This is a genomic window from Vibrio sp. Isolate34, from assembly GCF_022397915.1.
In the GTDB taxonomy this organism is placed as follows: domain Bacteria; phylum Pseudomonadota; class Gammaproteobacteria; order Enterobacterales; family Vibrionaceae; genus Vibrio.
This window is the reverse complement of sequence record NZ_JAKEUO010000009.1, coordinates 144,624-160,613: the sequence shown is the minus strand read 5'-3', so window position 1 is coordinate 160,613 and position 15,990 is coordinate 144,624. Positions and strand designations below refer to the sequence as shown.

Genomic DNA, 15,990 nt, shown 5'->3' with positions numbered 1-15,990 from the left:
CTAATTATCCGATCTCAACATTATCAAGCAGCTCTTCAACCACTCTTTGATGGTCAACACCATCGGCCAATGCGTCGTAAGAGAGTGAGAATCTATGACCTAATACCGTAGGCAGCATCGCACGTACATCATCTAACGTGACATGGTCACGCCCTTGTAACCATGCATATGCGCGAGCACATTTGTCTAATGCGATTGAAGCACGTGGGCTTGAGCCAATTTCAATCCACTTTGATAGATTCGATTCTGGGTAACGCTCTGGCTTACGTGTCGCCATCACCAAGGCAACAATGTAGTTTTCGACTAAATCAGAAACCGCTATTTCAGGCAGTTGACGACGCGCTTCAAGTACCAATTCAGGTTCAATGTGTTGCGGTGTGACTAGCTCTGAGCTCGTTTCGCTGCCTAGCTCTTCGCTACGCACCAATCGAATAATGTCGCGTTCCGCATCGTCTTCTGGATAATCGACCGTCACTTTCATGATGAAACGGTCCATCTGCGCCTCAGGTAGCGGATACGTACCTTCTTGTTCAACTGGGTTTTGAGTCGCCAAGACCATGAACAAGTCAGGAAGGATGTGAGTTTGACCACCTACAGTTATTGTACCTTCCGCCATCGCTTCAAGCAGTGCTGCTTGTACCTTTGCAGGCGCACGGTTCACTTCATCGGCTAGAACAATGCTGTTGAAAATAGGACCCGGTTGGAAATGCAGTTGCGGCTTGCCATCCAGTTCTTGATACACCTCGGTGCCCGTCACATCTGATGGCAATAAGTCAGGCGTGAACTGAATGCGGCCAAAGCTTGTGTTCAATAAATTCGCCAAAGACTTGACCGAACGTGTTTTCGCTGTGCCGGGAAGCCCTTCTAGAAGCACATGGCCATTGGTCAATAATCCGATTACCAGAGCCCGAACGACGTGACTCTGACCGATAACACTTTTCTCTGTCTGTTCAATCAGTTGGTTTATTGCTTGTTGCGCATGGTTCATAGTCTACCTATACAATTTTCAGGAGCCTGAGCATTAAAGTTTAAGTATAAAGTCGAAGGTAATAACTAAAGGTTATATTGGCTATATTCACTTGAGTTAGAAGACTTTAGTAGCGTCGATATACCGACTAAGATTGGCAATGCATGTTCGAAGAACATTTTTATCCCTGGACACAAATAGTTTAGACCAGACTCACCATTCGGTGCTGTAAGTAGCCGATTTTTTGGACATTCTCCCCAGCAGTACTTTAAATAGTCACAATTTAGACAGTATTGAGGGAGAGACGACTTTTTAGCCATACCAAAACTGTACTGACGAGTCGAAATAGCGATCTCATTTAGTGGACGCTCATTGATATTGGCTAGTCGATATTCGGGATACACATAATGGTCACAACTAAACACATCGCCATTATGTTCAATCGCTAAACCTTTTCCGCAGAATTCAGCCGTCACACACAACTGCGCAGGCATTCCCATGACTTGCGCCACTGCGGTTTCAAACAAGTTAACTAATACTCGGCCAAAATCGTTGTTTACCCATTCATTGAACACTGCGACAAGGAATTTCCCCCACTCTGATGCATCAACCGACCAATCGGTAACGACCGACATTAAGTGTCCTGGTTTAGCGAGTTCTGAACCAACTTCAGGTTGCATGTTCTCTTTCCAAAAGTGCGGAGCAATTTTCTCAAAAGAACGAGACTCAACACACGGAGAAAACTGTATATAAGTTACGCCAAGTTCTCGAGTTAGAAACCGATATACTTCTAATGGATATTGCGAGTTAAAACGGTTCACGGTGACTAGCGCGTTAAAAGGCACCTTATATTCTTTCATCAGATTAACGGCTTGTATGACACGTTTAAATGTCGGTTTTCCACTTCGTGTCTTGCGGTATTTATCATGAATAAATTCGGGGCCATCAATCGAAAGACCCACTAGAAAGCTATGTTCGACCAAAAACTCACACCAATCTTTATTCAACAATAGTCCATTGGTTTGTAAATCGTTTTCGATCCTCATTCCCGTTTTCGCGTACTTTCTTTGGAGTTCAACGATCTTTTTAAAGTAACCCAAGCCCAATAACGTTGGTTCTCCGCCTTGCCATGAAAACACCACTTCTTCGCCATCGTGGCTTTCGATATAACTCTTTATAAATGCCTCAAGTGTCGCATCATCCATCTGTGGCTGTTTACTCTGGTTGAGCAATTCATCTTTATGCAAATAGAAACAGTATTGGCAATCTATATTGCACTTTGCACCACCCGGTTTGGCCATAACATGAAAGCGTCTATCGACATGGTTATTGCCGTCGGTTGCGAATGCGGTCTTTAATGGCGTCAGATCCATTTGAGTCGTGTGGATGTGGGTTTGTTTTTTCATAGAGAACTATCTCGAAAGCAGATAAAGAACCAGCGCCCTAATAACCTTATTTGAACGAATTAAGGCGCTGTTAATAAGTGAATTATTTAGGGACGAACGAACCTGGAGCCATTCGCGGCGGGTAATCTTCAAATGTGTCCATAACCTGCTTCACTTTTTCTACCGCAGGCATGACCAAGAAACTACGTTCGTACATCCAGCGGTCGTAGCCCATTCCCGTGTCACCACGTTCAAATGGGTCAATGCTCAGGTCGTAAAATTGAGGAACACGAAGCTTAGTGAACGGTTTTTTCCAAATATCTAATCCAGTTTCATTTTCTTGAATAGCGAAGTGATATTTGTACTTACCATAACGAAGTGCGAGTAAATCACCGTCGTCGCTCCAATAGACAAATTCGTTGCGTGCAGACTCATCTGTTTTTCCAGTTAGATAAGGGAGTTGGTTATACCCATCAAGGTGAACGTTGTAGGTCATATCTCCGACTTTCTTACCTTCAAGCAACTCTTCTTTCACATTGCTGTTGCCCGCAGCAGCAACTAACGTTGGTAGGAAATCTTCTAGAGAAACGATGCCGTTAAATGTACTGCCTTTTTCGATCTGTTCTGGCCACTTTATCAATGCAGGAACACGGAATCCGCCTTCCCAACCCGTATTTTTCTCACTTCGGAATGGAGTCATACCAGCATCTGGCCATAGGTTAATCATCGGCCCGTTATCGGTGGTGTAAACAACAATCGTATTGTCGTCGACTCCAAGCTCTTTGACTTTATCCAACAGATGACCAATTTGGTCATCGTGCTGCTTCACTCCATCAGCATAAAAGCCCGCACCAGTTTTACCTTTGTACTCTTCAGGAACGTGAGTAAAGTTGTGCATACGAGTGGTATTAAACCAAGTGAAGAACGGTTTATCAGCTTTAACTTGCTTCTCGATAAACTGCTCTGCTGCTTCTAAAAATTCATCGTCTATGGTTTCCATGCGCTTACGTGTCAAAGGCCCAGTATCTTCTACCTTGCCGTCTGCATAAGAATGAATTACGCCGCGAGGCCCAAACTTCTTCTTGAATTCGGGGTCTTGAGGATAATCATCATTCTCCGGCTCTTCCTCTGCATTCAAGTGATAGAGGTTACCAAAGAACTCTTCAAAACCATGTTTCGTTGGCAAGTGAGCATCTCGGTCGCCTAGGTGGTTTTTGCCAAACTGGCCTGTTGCATAACCTAGGTCTCGCAATAACGTCGCAATAGTAGGATCTTTCTCTGAAATCCCTTCTTTGGCCCCCGGTAACCCAACTTTAGTAAGGCCTGTTCGTTTCGGCATTTGGCCAGTAATGAATGCAGAACGCCCAGCCGTAGAGCTTTGCTGTGCATAGAAATTGGTAAATTTAGCTCCGTCTTTTGCGATGCTATCGATATTCGGAGTGCTGTAAGCCAACATTCCACCGTTGTATGTACTTAAATTCCAATAACCTACATCATCACCAAATATGACGAGGATATTGGGCTGTTCTGCAGAATAGGCCGTGACTGAAGCTGCACCAAGTGTGAGCGTACAGGCGTTTAGAATAAGTTTCTTGCGAGTTTTTTTATCGTTTTTTTGCATTATAGGCTCCATAAAAACGTAGGGCTAAAGTTCGGTTTGGATCAAAATACCAAGACTCAATTACGATAAACTTTGCTAAAAAACGGATAAATAGAGTTAAAATACATTGAAGTATAAATCTAGTTTATGAGTTGATGAATGGATCTAAATCTAATTCAGACATTTTTAGTCGTCGCGGAATACCACTCTTACACCAAAGCAGCCAATTATTTAGGTCTGACGCAACCCGCTGTCAGCGCCTCGATAAAACGGTTAGAACAAGTGGTAGGAAAACAGCTATTCATTAAAAAAGGACGCGGAATACAGCCAACTTCAACGGCGTACCAGTTAATACCTCAATTTCGCCAAGCCGTAAGCATTGTCGATAACGCAATCAGTGAACGTACCTCCTTTCAGGTCGGCTGTTCAGAGACTTTGCTTCATAGCTTGAGTCCCATAAGCAACGTGACATTTCATGAATCACCACCAGAAAAATATGTACTTTTTGAGCAAATTCGCCAACAAAAAATGGACCTGATTATTGATACCATCATTACTAAAGATTCATCATTTGTTATCGAAGATGCATACGACGAACCTGCTATGATCATTTGTCGCCAAGACCACCCTAGAATCCAAGGTTCGTTAAATAAAGATGAGTTTTACAAAGAGAGTCACTGTATTTTTTCAGGTAAATGGAATAACACCACAGGTTTCGAGCAACTGGCAAAAGAACCATTACAAGAACGGCATGTAGAGCTCGTTACCTCTTCTCTTGCTGGAATGGCAATGTATGTAGCGCAAAGGGATTGTTTAGGGGTGGTGGCTCGCTCGTTTGCGATGAAGTGGAGTAAGACACTCAAGTTACAAGTTCTTGAGTGCCCTGTTGCTGTTGATCGTATCCCGTATAAGTTTGTTTATCATAAGCGAGATGAGAAAAATCCAGCCCACCAGCAATTACGAGAGCAAATCAAGAATCAACTTGAATTTGCTCACGCTACACCTATCAATTTATAGAGGCTTTTAATTGCGCTATTGCCTCCGGTGGCGCTACTTTGCTCAATGATGAAACACATTGTTCAAACGCTTTAGGTACACCGGGTTGTTGGTAATTTCGCGCTAAGATTTCACACTGCGCATACAAGTGTTGTGGATTACGGCTGAATTGGTACGCCTTGTGCAATGACTTACTTGCCGCAAGTACATCCGACTTCTCTAAAGCCAAGCCGTACACATACCAATATTGCGGGTCGGTTTGTGCGGTTTCTGCCGCTTGTTTTAGGTAGTTGGTTGCTTGTTTGTAATCTTTAACTCGCAGCATTGATAACCCTGCGCTGTATGGCAACACACTCGATTTAGGTTGTGCTTGAATGCCTTGTTTCAATGTCGCTAACGCTTTTGGCTCGTCGCCCTGTGCACGATATAAATCAGCCAAGTTGGCGTAGCTGTTCTCGAAGTAAGGTTCAATCTCGATCGCGCCTTGATAAAACTCAATCGCTTTGGCGTGCTGACCTAAATCTCGGTAAACGTTACCTAAATTGGTGCGGCCAAACCCTCTGTCTGCATTGAATTGTTGTATCTCTATGTACTCTTCCAGTGCCGGCTTGATTTGGTCTTTCTGCAGCGGGTTCATTTCTCCCCAGTAACGTACTAGCGCACCTGCAGTTTCTGAACGAATCGACAATACAGTGTCCTTCAATAATGGCTCTAGGATCTGCCAGCGATCAGTAAACGGAAAGCCAGACGAGCCTTGCACAACACCCAATCGGATCATTTCATCATCGTGCTTCACCGCTCTCGCCAATGAGATAAGCGTATTCTTACCCGTATTACCACCCAAGCGCTCTAAGCTTGAAGCGCGAATGATATTGCTTAAACTTGAATCCTGAGCCGAATATGCCAACGCATCCTCTGCACCTCTGTGCCCTATTGAATCCGCATAAAAGGCAACGGCAAAGTGTTGTTGGTTACGATACTTAGAATCTGGGAACCATTTACCGATTTGTTGATCGGCCCATTGATCAGTTTGGTCTTCATGACAGCTAGTACACACGTTCGGTGTTTGAATATGTTGGCTAATATCAGGACGTGGGATATGCCAGCTATGGTCACGCCTTGGATCGACTTCCATGTACGTCGTTTCTGGCATGTGGCAGGTGGTACATTGTGAAGCTTCAGTATTTGCTTCATGAAATGTGTGTTTTTCAGGTGTGTATTCAGAGGCAATGTGACACTGGCTACACACGGCTTCTTCGGCAATTTTCAGTTCTGCAGTATGGGGATCGTGACAGTTAGTACAAGTGACGCCTTTCTCTGCCATCACTGATTGTAAGAAAGATCCGTAAACGTAATCTTCATCGTAGATTTGACCATCGTTATGGTAAAGCTCAGGGGTAATCAGACTCAGACGATATTTATCAAAGAATGATCCATTAACGTGGTCGCCTGTTTCATTCAACTGTGTGCGTCGGCTGTGGCACTGAGCACAAGTCTGAACTTGATTGGTATGAATGATGTCTTTTGGTTGCAGGGTTGAGTTACCCTCTTGATAGATCCACTCTTTCACCGATTTAGACAAGTCACGGTCAAAGCCGTAATGCGCCGAGACATGGACATCTTTTCCACCTTTGGCTGCGGCTTGCTGATTATTTGTTTGCTGGGCTTGCTCAACGTGCTCACTCGCAGGGCCATGACACGCCTCACAACCGACATTAATCTCAGACCAAGTGGTGTTGTAGGTATTACTTGCGCTGTCGTAGTTCTTTTCTAGGTTCGTTGAGTGGCAGTCTGCACACATGAAGTTCCAGTTCTGGCCACTGTTGGTCCAGTAAAACTCATCGGTATTGGTGGTATCCGGATAGAGGTGAAACCAGCGTTGGCCGCCTTCGCCCTCACTGCGAGAATCCCAAGCGAAAGGAATCAACTGTACGCGCCCGTCTTCAAACTCAACCATGTACTGTTGTAGAGGTTCAAAGGCGAAGGTATAGCTGATTTTGTAGTCTTTGAATTGGCCGTCTGGCCCTTCGATATTGACCCAAAACTCATCACCTTTGCGAAAAAAACGGTTGGGCTTTCCTTTATGAGTCACTGTTTGATCGTCGAAGTTGCCCAACACAGATTCATCGTCGGCGTGCTTCATCGCCATATCATGATGAGAACCTTGCCACGCTTCCACTTCTGCGCTGTGACAGTCGATACAAGCTTCAGAACCAATATACGTCGCTTGAGAGCTCGCATGCGAAGTTTCCGATCCAACGGATAAAGCTTGTTCATTAGCATGCGTATTGAAACTAAGCATCGACAACATAGGTAAAGACAACATTGCGGATAATACTGCAACTCGCTGGTATTTCAATCCGTTCACTAGCAAGCACAACCATGCAGACATAACATTCCTTGTTTTTATACATCCTCATGCTTAATAAGGTAGACGCAAAAACAACTAATTTACAATTATTTAGTGGCAGTGAGCTTGATTGTTGTGACTCATATTCACGACTGGTGCTTACTCATCGATATGCGCATAAAAAAAGAGCTCCGAAGAGCTCTTTCGTATTACCAGTTTCATTAAACTATCAGTTTCAATAAACCAAAGCTTACTTGTTATGGTTCTCTTGAAGTTTTTCCATAACCTGATCCAAGCTAAAGCTTGCTGCTTTTTGGCGTGGTGGGTATTCAGCAAATGTTTCTAAGAATTTGCCAACATACGCTTGAGCAGGAACAAACATATAAGCGTGCTCTAACAACCAATCGTAGTATGTGTTCGACGTAATATCTGCATTTTCGTATGGGTCCATACGCAGGTTAAACAGCTTAGGAACACGTAACGTCACGAACGGTTCTGACCAAATCTGCATGGTACCCGTTGCACGCTGCTCCATGAACACCGCTTTCCATTGGTTGTAACGAAGCGCCGCTAAATCACCATCGTCGGTAAAGTAGAAGACCTCATGACGACGCCCCTTGTCTTCTTCGCCTGTTAGGTAAGGAAGGAAGTTATAACCATCTAGGTGAACCTTAAACGTTTTGTCACCCGCCGTATGACCTTTTAGCAGTTTCTCTTTGATTTGATCATCACCAGCGGCTGCAACGAAGGTTGGCATCCAGTCCATGTGGTGCATAATTTCGTTAGAAACACTGCCTGGTTCAATCTTACCTGGCCAACGAACCATTGCTGGTACACGGTATGCACCTTCCCAGTTGGTGTTTTTCTCACCACGGAACGGTGTTGTACCCGCATCAGGCCAAGAGTTCATGTGTGGACCATTATCCGTTGAGTAGAAAACAATCGTGTTGTCTTTGATACCCAATTCGTCGACTTGTTTCAGTAATTGTCCAACGTGGCGATCGTGCTCCACCATACCATCAGCGTAGTTACCAACGCCTGTCACACCCTTACTGTCCGCTTTCACGTGCGTTCTGAAATGCATACGTGTTGCGTTCCACCAAACGAAGAATGGTTTGTCGGCTTTTACAGCGCGATCCATGAAATCAAGTGCGGCATCGAGCGTTTCTTCATCGACCGTTTCCATACGCTTACGTGTTAATGGACCCGTATCTTCAATCTTGCCGTCAGCAAATGATTTGATAACACCACGCGGACCAAATTTCTTACGAAACTCAGGGTCGGTTGGGTAATCTTCATTTTCTGGTTCTTCTTCAGCATTTAGGTGATAAAGGTTGCCAAAAAATTCGTCAAACCCATGCGCTGTTGGAAGGAATTCATCTTTATCGCCAAGGTGGTTTTTACCAAATTGACCTGTCATGTAACCCATAGGTTTAAGCAGTTCAGCAATGGTTGCATCTTCTGCTTGAAGACCAATATCGGCACCCGGCAAGCCTACTTTACTTAAGCCTGTTCTCAGTACACTTTGACCTGTAATGAACGTAGAGCGACCTGCGGTACAAGATTGCTCTGCGTAGTAATCTGTAAACATCATGCCTTCTTTGGCGATGCTATCAATGTTCGGAGTTTGATACCCCATTAAGCCAAAGGTGTACGCACTGACATTAGATTGACCAATGTCGTCACCCCAAATGACGAGAATATTCGGTTTTTCTGCCGCGAATGTGGTGGTGGAAGCCGCCATCATCGCAGTACCCAAAATTGCTAATCGACGTTTGACGCCATATTTCGCTATCATAGAAACCTCTTCGTTAGTTATTTGCATCCTGCCCTACAACGTATAGTCCATTTTTTGAACGATCGCGAGATTAGCTAAACTATTAATCTATTTGTCATTTTCTGAACGGCGACACGCACAACTGCACGATAGAAATTACGTATATAAACATGATAAGGATCACACATGACGTTAGAGGGTAAATAGAGCAAAACAGACCAAAACCCTAAAAATCAAAAGGTTACAATAACCCCATAACAATTAGTTATAACCACTATAAAAAGACACGACCGATTTTAGAGATTAAGGTTTGCCCAACGATGTGTTGCTCTAACGCATTAATCTTTAAAGTGAATCGGAGTCCTTATGGGTACTAAAATTAATAAACTAGCATTAGGTGTTGGCTTATTAGCAGCTTCTTCAGCGGCAACAGCAGCAGAAAAACCAAACATTCTTGCTATCTGGGGTGATGACATTGGTGTATTCAACATCAGTGCATACAACAACGGTATGATGGGTTATGAAACACCTAACATCGACCGTATTGCTAACGAAGGCGCACTATTTACTGACCACTACGGTCAGCAATCGTGTACTGCTGGTCGTGCTGCATTCCTAACGGGTCAAGAACCTTTCCGTACGGGTCTATTAACTATCGGCATGCCAGGCTCTGATCACGGCATCCCAGATTGGGCTCCAACTATCGCTGACCTTCTTAAAGAACAGGGCTACATGACTGCTCAGTTCGGTAAGAACCACATGGGTGACCAAGATAAGCACCTCCCAACAGCACACGGTTTTGACGAATTTTTCGGTAACCTTTACCACCTAAATGCTGAAGAAGAGCCTGAAACATACTACTACCCTAAAGACCCTGAGTTCCGCGCTAAATACGCGCCTCGTGGTGTAATCAAATCGACTGCTGATGGAAAGATTGAAGATACGGGCCCTATGACGCGTAAGCGTATGGAGCACGCTGATGAAGAGTTCCTAGAAGAATCTCTAGCGTTCATGGAAAAAGCGGTGAAAGCTGACAAGCCTTTCTTCATTTGGCACAACACCACCCGTATGCACGTTTGGACTCGTCTACAAGAGAAATACCAAGGTGTTTCTGGTGTGAGTATCTATGCGGACGGCATGATGGAACATGACGACCATGTTGGTGTTCTATTAGATAAACTTGATGAGCTTAAAATCGCTGACAACACCATCGTTATCTACTCGACCGATAATGGCGCTGAGACGGGAACATGGCCTGATGGCGGTGCGACTTTCTTCCATGGCGAAAAGGGCACAACTTGGGAAGGTGGCTTCCGTGTACCACAGCTTGTTAGATGGCCGGGCACTATTGAACCGGGTACCAAAATCAATGACATGATGAGCCACAAAGACTGGATCCCAACACTTCTTGCTGCCGCTGGTGATGATAAAGTGGTTGATAAACTGGCTTCTGACAAAGGCGCTCGTTATAATGGTAAAAATTGGCGTGTTCACTTAGATGGCCACAACTTCCTACCTTTCTTCCAAGGTAAAGAAGAGCAAGGCCCGCGTGACTCTCTGATGTACTTCTCTGCAAATGCTGAGCTAGACGCAGTTCGTACTGGCGACTTTAAAGTTCAGTTTGCCCACATGGAAGGTAACATTTCTGATGGTGTTCGCTTCCAAACAAACTGGCCTTCAATTGTTCACCTTCGCGCAGACCCATTCGAAAAAGCACCACACGAATCTGGTATGTACATGCGTTGGATGGCAGACAACATGTGGCTATTTGTACCTGTAGGCAATGAAGTTCAATCTTTCTTGTCAACGATTCCTGGCTACCCAATGCAGCAAAGCCAAGTATTGAACCCTGGTAATTTCAACCAGAATGTTCTAATGCTGCAAGGTAGACTTCAGCGACTAGAAGCGGCAGCAGCGCAAGCTAAATAAGCCCCTCTAGACTAGACATGTAATACCGAAGCCGTGGTGACTGAATACAGTAACCGCGGCTTTTCTGTATCTTCAACCTACCGATTCCACCTAAACTCTTCACTATCTAGCCTACCCTGTCAGCCCCAAACGACTGTCAATTCATCCAAACCTCTGTCTATTCATCTTAAACTCTTCAACACTAATACCACCAGCAATCTAAAACGACAAGAAGTGAGGCATCGAATTAACTAGGCTCGTTACAACGCATACAACCTTATCGTTTACGTGAATAAGCACCAATTACGCTTTCAAAATTTGGCCTTACGTTAAGTTTCGGTGAATTTTACCAAATCGAGACAAGGTAACTTGAAATACTGTTTTATGCATGCGAGTGTAGAACAACTCACCTAAATAACTGTATGACTATGAAAACATTACACTCCATTGCGCTGCTTTCCACAATTATCGCAGCACCACACGTGTTAGCTGACGTAACCATTGAAGTTCCTTCTAACGTAGATGTCTTAGCGGTTAATGAAGCTAAGCCAGATCTTGACGGTAGTCTTTTCTCTTCTCATAAAACGCTAACCGTTCCAGACGGTCAGAACCAGATCGTATTCCAATATCAACTGGCTTTTGATAAAGGTAACGACCGCGAATTCGTTGATAGCGACGCGATCATTGCTACTTTTAACGCAACGGACGCCGCATTGACGTTCGATATGCCGAAATACCGCAATACCGCTGAAGCGAAGAAAGGTTTTGAGAACCTTGATTGGAAATTGGTTGATGAAGACCAAAACTCAATCAGCGTTAAGCAAGACAAGCTAGTGAAAGATGGTATGCAGATTGGTCGTAAATACCATCAAGAAGCGAAAGAGTACAACAAGAAAGGTGGCATTGCAGCTATAGCAATGGGTACAGCAGCAGGCGCTACAGCGGCCGTTGTTCAACCAGTAACGCTACCAGCAAAAATCGACGCTAACGCATCGAATACTGCAGAAGAAATGCTTTATTTCTGGTACGAGAAAGCTGACGCTGAAACCAAGCAGAAATTCAAAGAATACGTGAACAAGTAGATCCGATTTATCACTTGTTCAAACGAAAAACGACCAGCAATGGTTGGTCGTTTATATTTTTTGCGAGGGATGAATTGCAAATATCGTAGGCTACAAGCTACCTATTAATAAGCTATCCGTTAATAGGCTACCTGTTAATAAACTATCTGTTAATAAACTACGCACTAGCAAACCTCATCTATTAAAGCTAACAAACTACAGTTCAGCTGCTTTTATGAGATACGCTTGAACGGCATCTCGATATTGCTGCTTCAATGACTCTTCAATAAAGCTCGCTTCGATGGCATTCAAAGTAAACTGCACCAACTCTTGCTGCGTCATCTCATGAGCTTGGCTCACTGCGTTGAAGTTATCCGACATGTAGCCACCAAAGTAAGCCGGATCATCAGAGTTAATGGTCACAGCGACGCCCTTTCTCAACAGTTCGACAATGTTGTGGTCTTCCATTACATCAAATACGCGTAATTTGATGTTAGATAATGGACACACGGTCAGCGGCATTTTGGTCTCAATCAATTCGGCGATCAAAGCATCATCGGTCATGCACTGCACACCATGATCAACACGACTCACACTCAGCATCTCAATCGCATCCACGATGTTTTGAGCTGGCCCTTCTTCACCAGCATGAGCCACAGTCAAAAATCCCGCTTGTTTAGCCTGTTGGAATACGCGTTTAAACTTCTCTGGTGGGTGTCCTAGCTCTGAAGAATCTAATCCAACACCGATGATTTTGTCTTTGTGTTTTAGCACATCGGCGAACGTTTTAATGGCGCTCTCTTCAGACAGGTGACGCAAGAAGCAGGCAATAATTTGAGAGGTAATACCAAGCTCTTTTTGACCCTGTTCAAGCGCATGGTGAATACCGTTAATCACCGTGTCGAATGCAATACCACGATCAGTATGTGTCTGAGGATCAAAGAAGATTTCGGTATGAATAACGTTATCGGCTTTACAGCGCTCTAAGTAAGCCCATGTTAGGTCATAGAAGTCTTGTTCGGTACGCAGCGCATCAGCACCTTGATAATAAATATCGAGAAACGACTGCAAGTCATCAAATTCGTATGCGCGCCTTAACTGCTCAGGAGATGAGTAAGGCAGTTCAATACCGTTGCGTTGAGCAAGTTGAAAAAGCAACTCAGGTTCGAGAGAGCCTTCAATGTGTAAATGCAGTTCTACTTTTGGAAGACCTTGAATAAATGCTTTCATATTTAACCTACTATGGATTTTAGGTGTGCACTTACTCTAAATAATAGACAGGATGTTTTTGAACGCCATTACAAAGAGTAAGAACACAATTGTGATCTAAACCCTTCGTAATCAGCACTTTTCGGGAGCTGGTAGAGACCCCCAAACCATATCATTGGGGTTATACGAAGCAAACGGTTGCCACTATACACAATTCACTATGAATTTCACTAACCAATTACTCAGTAATATAGCAAAAACCGATTTAGCTAGCGATCAAAGGTAGTCAGGTCTGATTCTCGACATCAGCAGCATATCAATGTATTTGCCGCCTTTGAATGTGCTCAGCCTTTTGGTGCCTTCTAATTGAAAACCGACGCCTTCATATAAAGCAATCGCACCGTGATTATCTGCATGAACCTCTAACTCAAGCCTAACGAGGTTAAGCCAGTTATCGGCCTGATTGATCGCTTCTTGCATTAACGCCTTACCTACCCCTTGACCGTGGTTGTCTGGGTGAATCGCAATCCCGAGGCCAGCAGAGTGTCTATCTCGAACCTTGGTCGTCATAAATAAAGTAATGTGCCCAACGACTTTACCTGACACTTCAGCGACTAAAGTGAAATGGTCTGAGTGACCAAACAGTCGCTCCACTTGATCAGAGCTGAGGAAAGGCTTTTGTGAGGTGTTTTCTGATACTGATGGATGACGATAAATATCAAAAATATCTTGGTTGTCTGTGAGTTCTAGGTGTCTAATTTGTACTTCCAAAGCGCTTCCTTACTATCTGATCTTTTTAACTGAACGACTTTCATACTACGGATAGCAACGAGCACCTACAACCTTAAAGATTATAAGTGCTCGAAATAATTAAACAGATAATAAACTCAACGAAATCTTAGCGTTATACAACGCTTCGGAATAGCTAACCCTTAGAACTTATAGTCGACACCGACGCTCGCAAGTACCTGTTCAGAATTATAGAAGTCGATATTGGAATCAATCGTTCTTAGACCAAGTAAGCTGATAAACGCCCAATCTTCATAACCCATCAATCCGACAAATTCATACGCTAAGAAGCCGCCGTATTCGTTCTCTTCACGAGCTTTTCCATAAATCGGATTCGCTTCATCATACTGTCGGTCATTAGCATCTAATGTGATAACAAAACCATGACGACCAATTCTCTTCGCGTAATTTAATTCGATACCGTAGGTGTCAAAGATCAGTGCGCCGCCTTCTGCATTTGAACTGAAATACACCATAGAAGGTACGAAAATACCTGCTTGGTTTGGCAATATAAAGCGATAACCTGCTTTGGCATACAAATAGGTTGTTTCTCTATCTAACAACGCTGCGTCTTGTGCCGATAAGGATTGAGTGCCTGATAACTCGTCATCAACATCAGATTCGCCAATCGCGAAATCCGTTTGGAAGGCAGTTCCACCAATGTTGCTCAATCGTAGTCGTCCTACATTACCTTTCACATCGGTTTCGTTGCGATTGACACCAACGGCGTAAGGATCCGACCAAGCCTTACCAGAGATAAGTGTCGGCAACACAGAGACATCTAATATAGTGCCACCAGACAGTTGATGTCGGTAACCGATCTCAAACGCAATGGTACCTGTCGCGATATCCTCTCGGGTAGTACCGGCATACACTTGGTGAGTTAGAGATTCACCAAAGGTGTATTGAACGATTCCGAGAAAGCCAAGTAACCCTTGGTTTTCGCTGTCTCCTTCCATGTTATTGCTTGTTTAATTCGAGTCTTGCTCGGTACTCAGGTTACTACTGTCTGAATAGGAACCGACCAAAACACTGAAGTTACCGTTGAAACCTTCACTTGGGGCAAGGCCACTATAAGCAGGCATTGAAGCAACTGCCGAAAACACAACTGGTAAAACAAATCTCATATTCACATCCGCTATTTGAATAACCACCCAGTAACTATAAGTACCAAAATGGAATTACAACAAGCATTTAACATGGACTTTTTATCCATCTGATGACTCTGGTTGTTGAAATAAGCGTTACGAGGGTGCAATAAATTGATCTATCGCTTTAAAGCTTTCGTAATACCTCTCGGAAATCACGGACAAACTCAAAGGACTACAATATGTTTAATTATTTAAGCAAGACTCTGTCAGTACTATTTGCATCGCTTCTTTTCACAGCTTTTGCTCATGCGGATCATCATGGTATGAAGAAAGACATCGTTGATGTGGCTGCAGAAAATGGCTCGTTCACAACCTTAGTCGCGGCGGTAAAAGCAGCAGGCTTAGTGGATACATTGAAAGGCGACGGACCATTTACCGTATTCGCCCCAACCGATGAGGCATTTGCTGCATTGCCAAAGGGAACGGTCGATATGCTGTTGAAACCAGAGAATAAAGACAAGTTAGTCGCAGTGCTGACTTATCATGTCGTACCTGGGAAAATTATGGCGGCTGAAGTAATGAAACTGAACAGTGCAGTCACAGTCCAAGGTGAAGCTGTAATGGTAGGGATTGATCATGGCAGTGTGATGATTAACAAAGCCAAAGTCGTGATGCCAGACGTTGAAGCAAGCAACGGCGTCATCCATGTGATTGATGCGGTACTATTACCAAAATAATCAATGGTTAAAGTGAGTAATAAGCCTTCAAAAATTCTTTAAAGGGTGTGACTGGTTCACACCCTTTTCGTGTTTAGAGCTAACTGAGTTTCGTCATCAAAGAAGGCGAACTTTCTTTTG

At 43.9% G+C, this 15,990-nt stretch carries 11 protein-coding genes, 1 pseudogene and 1 riboswitch; of the genes and pseudogenes, 4 read left to right on the top strand and 8 right to left on the bottom strand.

The window, feature by feature from the left end; all coding sequences use genetic code 11:
* Positions 1-4: 4 nt before the first annotated feature.
* The 3 genes from L1D22_RS12040 to L1D22_RS12030 form a co-directional block, all read right to left on the bottom strand.
* Positions 5-988: a MoxR family ATPase gene (locus L1D22_RS12040; protein WP_048663466.1), complete on the bottom strand. Its 984-nt coding sequence runs from the start codon at positions 986-988 to the stop codon at positions 5-7.
* A gap of 65 nt (positions 989-1,053) precedes the next feature.
* Complete coding sequence (locus tag L1D22_RS12035; protein ID WP_239829963.1) at positions 1,054-2,373, bottom strand: anaerobic sulfatase maturase; 1,320 nt, start codon at positions 2,371-2,373, stop codon at positions 1,054-1,056.
* An 82-nt stretch (positions 2,374-2,455) separates the two neighbouring features.
* Positions 2,456-3,973: an arylsulfatase gene (locus L1D22_RS12030; RefSeq protein WP_239829961.1), complete on the bottom strand. Its 1,518-nt coding sequence runs from the start codon at positions 3,971-3,973 to the stop codon at positions 2,456-2,458.
* Between the two features lie 138 nt (positions 3,974-4,111).
* Here L1D22_RS12030 and L1D22_RS12025 point away from each other — a divergent pair, with 138 nt between their 5' ends.
* Positions 4,112-4,969, top strand: coding sequence for a LysR family transcriptional regulator (locus L1D22_RS12025; RefSeq protein WP_048663464.1), 858 nt, complete (start codon positions 4,112-4,114; stop codon positions 4,967-4,969).
* On the opposite strand, the gene L1D22_RS12020 is transcribed toward L1D22_RS12025, so the two are convergent.
* Together L1D22_RS12020 and L1D22_RS12015 are read right to left on the bottom strand one after the other, a co-directional pair.
* On the bottom strand, positions 4,959-7,340 hold the full coding sequence (locus L1D22_RS12020; RefSeq protein WP_239829959.1) for a tetratricopeptide repeat protein: 2,382 nt from the start codon (positions 7,338-7,340) through the stop codon (positions 4,959-4,961). The genes L1D22_RS12025 and L1D22_RS12020 overlap by 11 nt on opposite strands.
* Positions 7,341-7,548: 208 nt before the next feature.
* Positions 7,549-9,096: an arylsulfatase gene (locus tag L1D22_RS12015; protein WP_239829957.1), complete on the bottom strand. Its 1,548-nt coding sequence runs from the start codon at positions 9,094-9,096 to the stop codon at positions 7,549-7,551.
* Positions 9,097-9,441: 345 nt separating this feature from the next.
* Here L1D22_RS12015 and L1D22_RS12010 point away from each other — a divergent pair, with 345 nt between their 5' ends.
* Complete coding sequence (locus L1D22_RS12010; RefSeq protein WP_239829955.1) at positions 9,442-11,004, top strand: arylsulfatase; 1,563 nt, start codon at positions 9,442-9,444, stop codon at positions 11,002-11,004.
* Positions 11,005-11,411: 407 nt separating this feature from the next.
* Complete coding sequence (locus L1D22_RS12005; protein ID WP_239829954.1) at positions 11,412-12,065, top strand: DUF2057 family protein; 654 nt, start codon at positions 11,412-11,414, stop codon at positions 12,063-12,065.
* 195 nt (positions 12,066-12,260) lie between these two features.
* Here L1D22_RS12005 and L1D22_RS12000 read toward each other — a convergent pair whose 3' ends face one another.
* From L1D22_RS12000 to L1D22_RS11990, 3 genes and pseudogenes are all read right to left on the bottom strand, one after another.
* Positions 12,261-13,274, bottom strand: a complete 1,014-nt coding sequence (locus L1D22_RS12000; protein WP_239829953.1) for an adenosine deaminase — start codon at positions 13,272-13,274, stop codon at positions 12,261-12,263.
* 88 nt (positions 13,275-13,362) lie between these two features.
* A riboswitch (purine riboswitch) is annotated at positions 13,363-13,462 on the bottom strand.
* Positions 13,463-13,529: 67 nt separating this feature from the next.
* Complete coding sequence (locus L1D22_RS11995) at positions 13,530-14,024, bottom strand: GNAT family N-acetyltransferase (RefSeq protein WP_239829951.1); 495 nt, start codon at positions 14,022-14,024, stop codon at positions 13,530-13,532.
* Between the two features lie 161 nt (positions 14,025-14,185).
* A pseudogene (locus L1D22_RS11990) lies at positions 14,186-15,169 on the bottom strand (DUF2860 family protein).
* Between the two features lie 203 nt (positions 15,170-15,372).
* On the opposite strand from L1D22_RS11990, the gene L1D22_RS11985 reads away from it, so the two are divergent.
* Entirely contained in the window at positions 15,373-15,870 is a 498-nt protein-coding gene (locus tag L1D22_RS11985; RefSeq protein WP_239829950.1) for a fasciclin domain-containing protein, read from the top strand.
* Positions 15,871-15,990 lie beyond the last annotated feature (120 nt).

Coding starts and splice junctions, on each gene's coding strand:
- L1D22_RS12025 (WP_048663464.1), top strand. CDS start 4,112: ATGGATCTAAATCTAATTCAGACATTTTTAGTCGTCGCGGAATACCAC.
- L1D22_RS12010 (WP_239829955.1), top strand. CDS start 9,442: ATGGGTACTAAAATTAATAAACTAGCATTAGGTGTTGGCTTATTAGCA.
- L1D22_RS12040 (WP_048663466.1), bottom strand. CDS start 988: ATGAACCATGCGCAACAAGCAATAAACCAACTGATTGAACAGACAGAG.
- L1D22_RS12005 (WP_239829954.1), top strand. CDS start 11,412: ATGAAAACATTACACTCCATTGCGCTGCTTTCCACAATTATCGCAGCA.
- L1D22_RS12030 (WP_239829961.1), bottom strand. CDS start 3,973: ATGCAAAAAAACGATAAAAAAACTCGCAAGAAACTTATTCTAAACGCC.
- L1D22_RS12000 (WP_239829953.1), bottom strand. CDS start 13,274: ATGAAAGCATTTATTCAAGGTCTTCCAAAAGTAGAACTGCATTTACAC.
- L1D22_RS11985 (WP_239829950.1), top strand. CDS start 15,373: ATGTTTAATTATTTAAGCAAGACTCTGTCAGTACTATTTGCATCGCTT.
- L1D22_RS12035 (WP_239829963.1), bottom strand. CDS start 2,373: ATGAAAAAACAAACCCACATCCACACGACTCAAATGGATCTGACGCCA.
- L1D22_RS12015 (WP_239829957.1), bottom strand. CDS start 9,096: ATGATAGCGAAATATGGCGTCAAACGTCGATTAGCAATTTTGGGTACT.
- L1D22_RS12020 (WP_239829959.1), bottom strand. CDS start 7,340: ATGTCTGCATGGTTGTGCTTGCTAGTGAACGGATTGAAATACCAGCGA.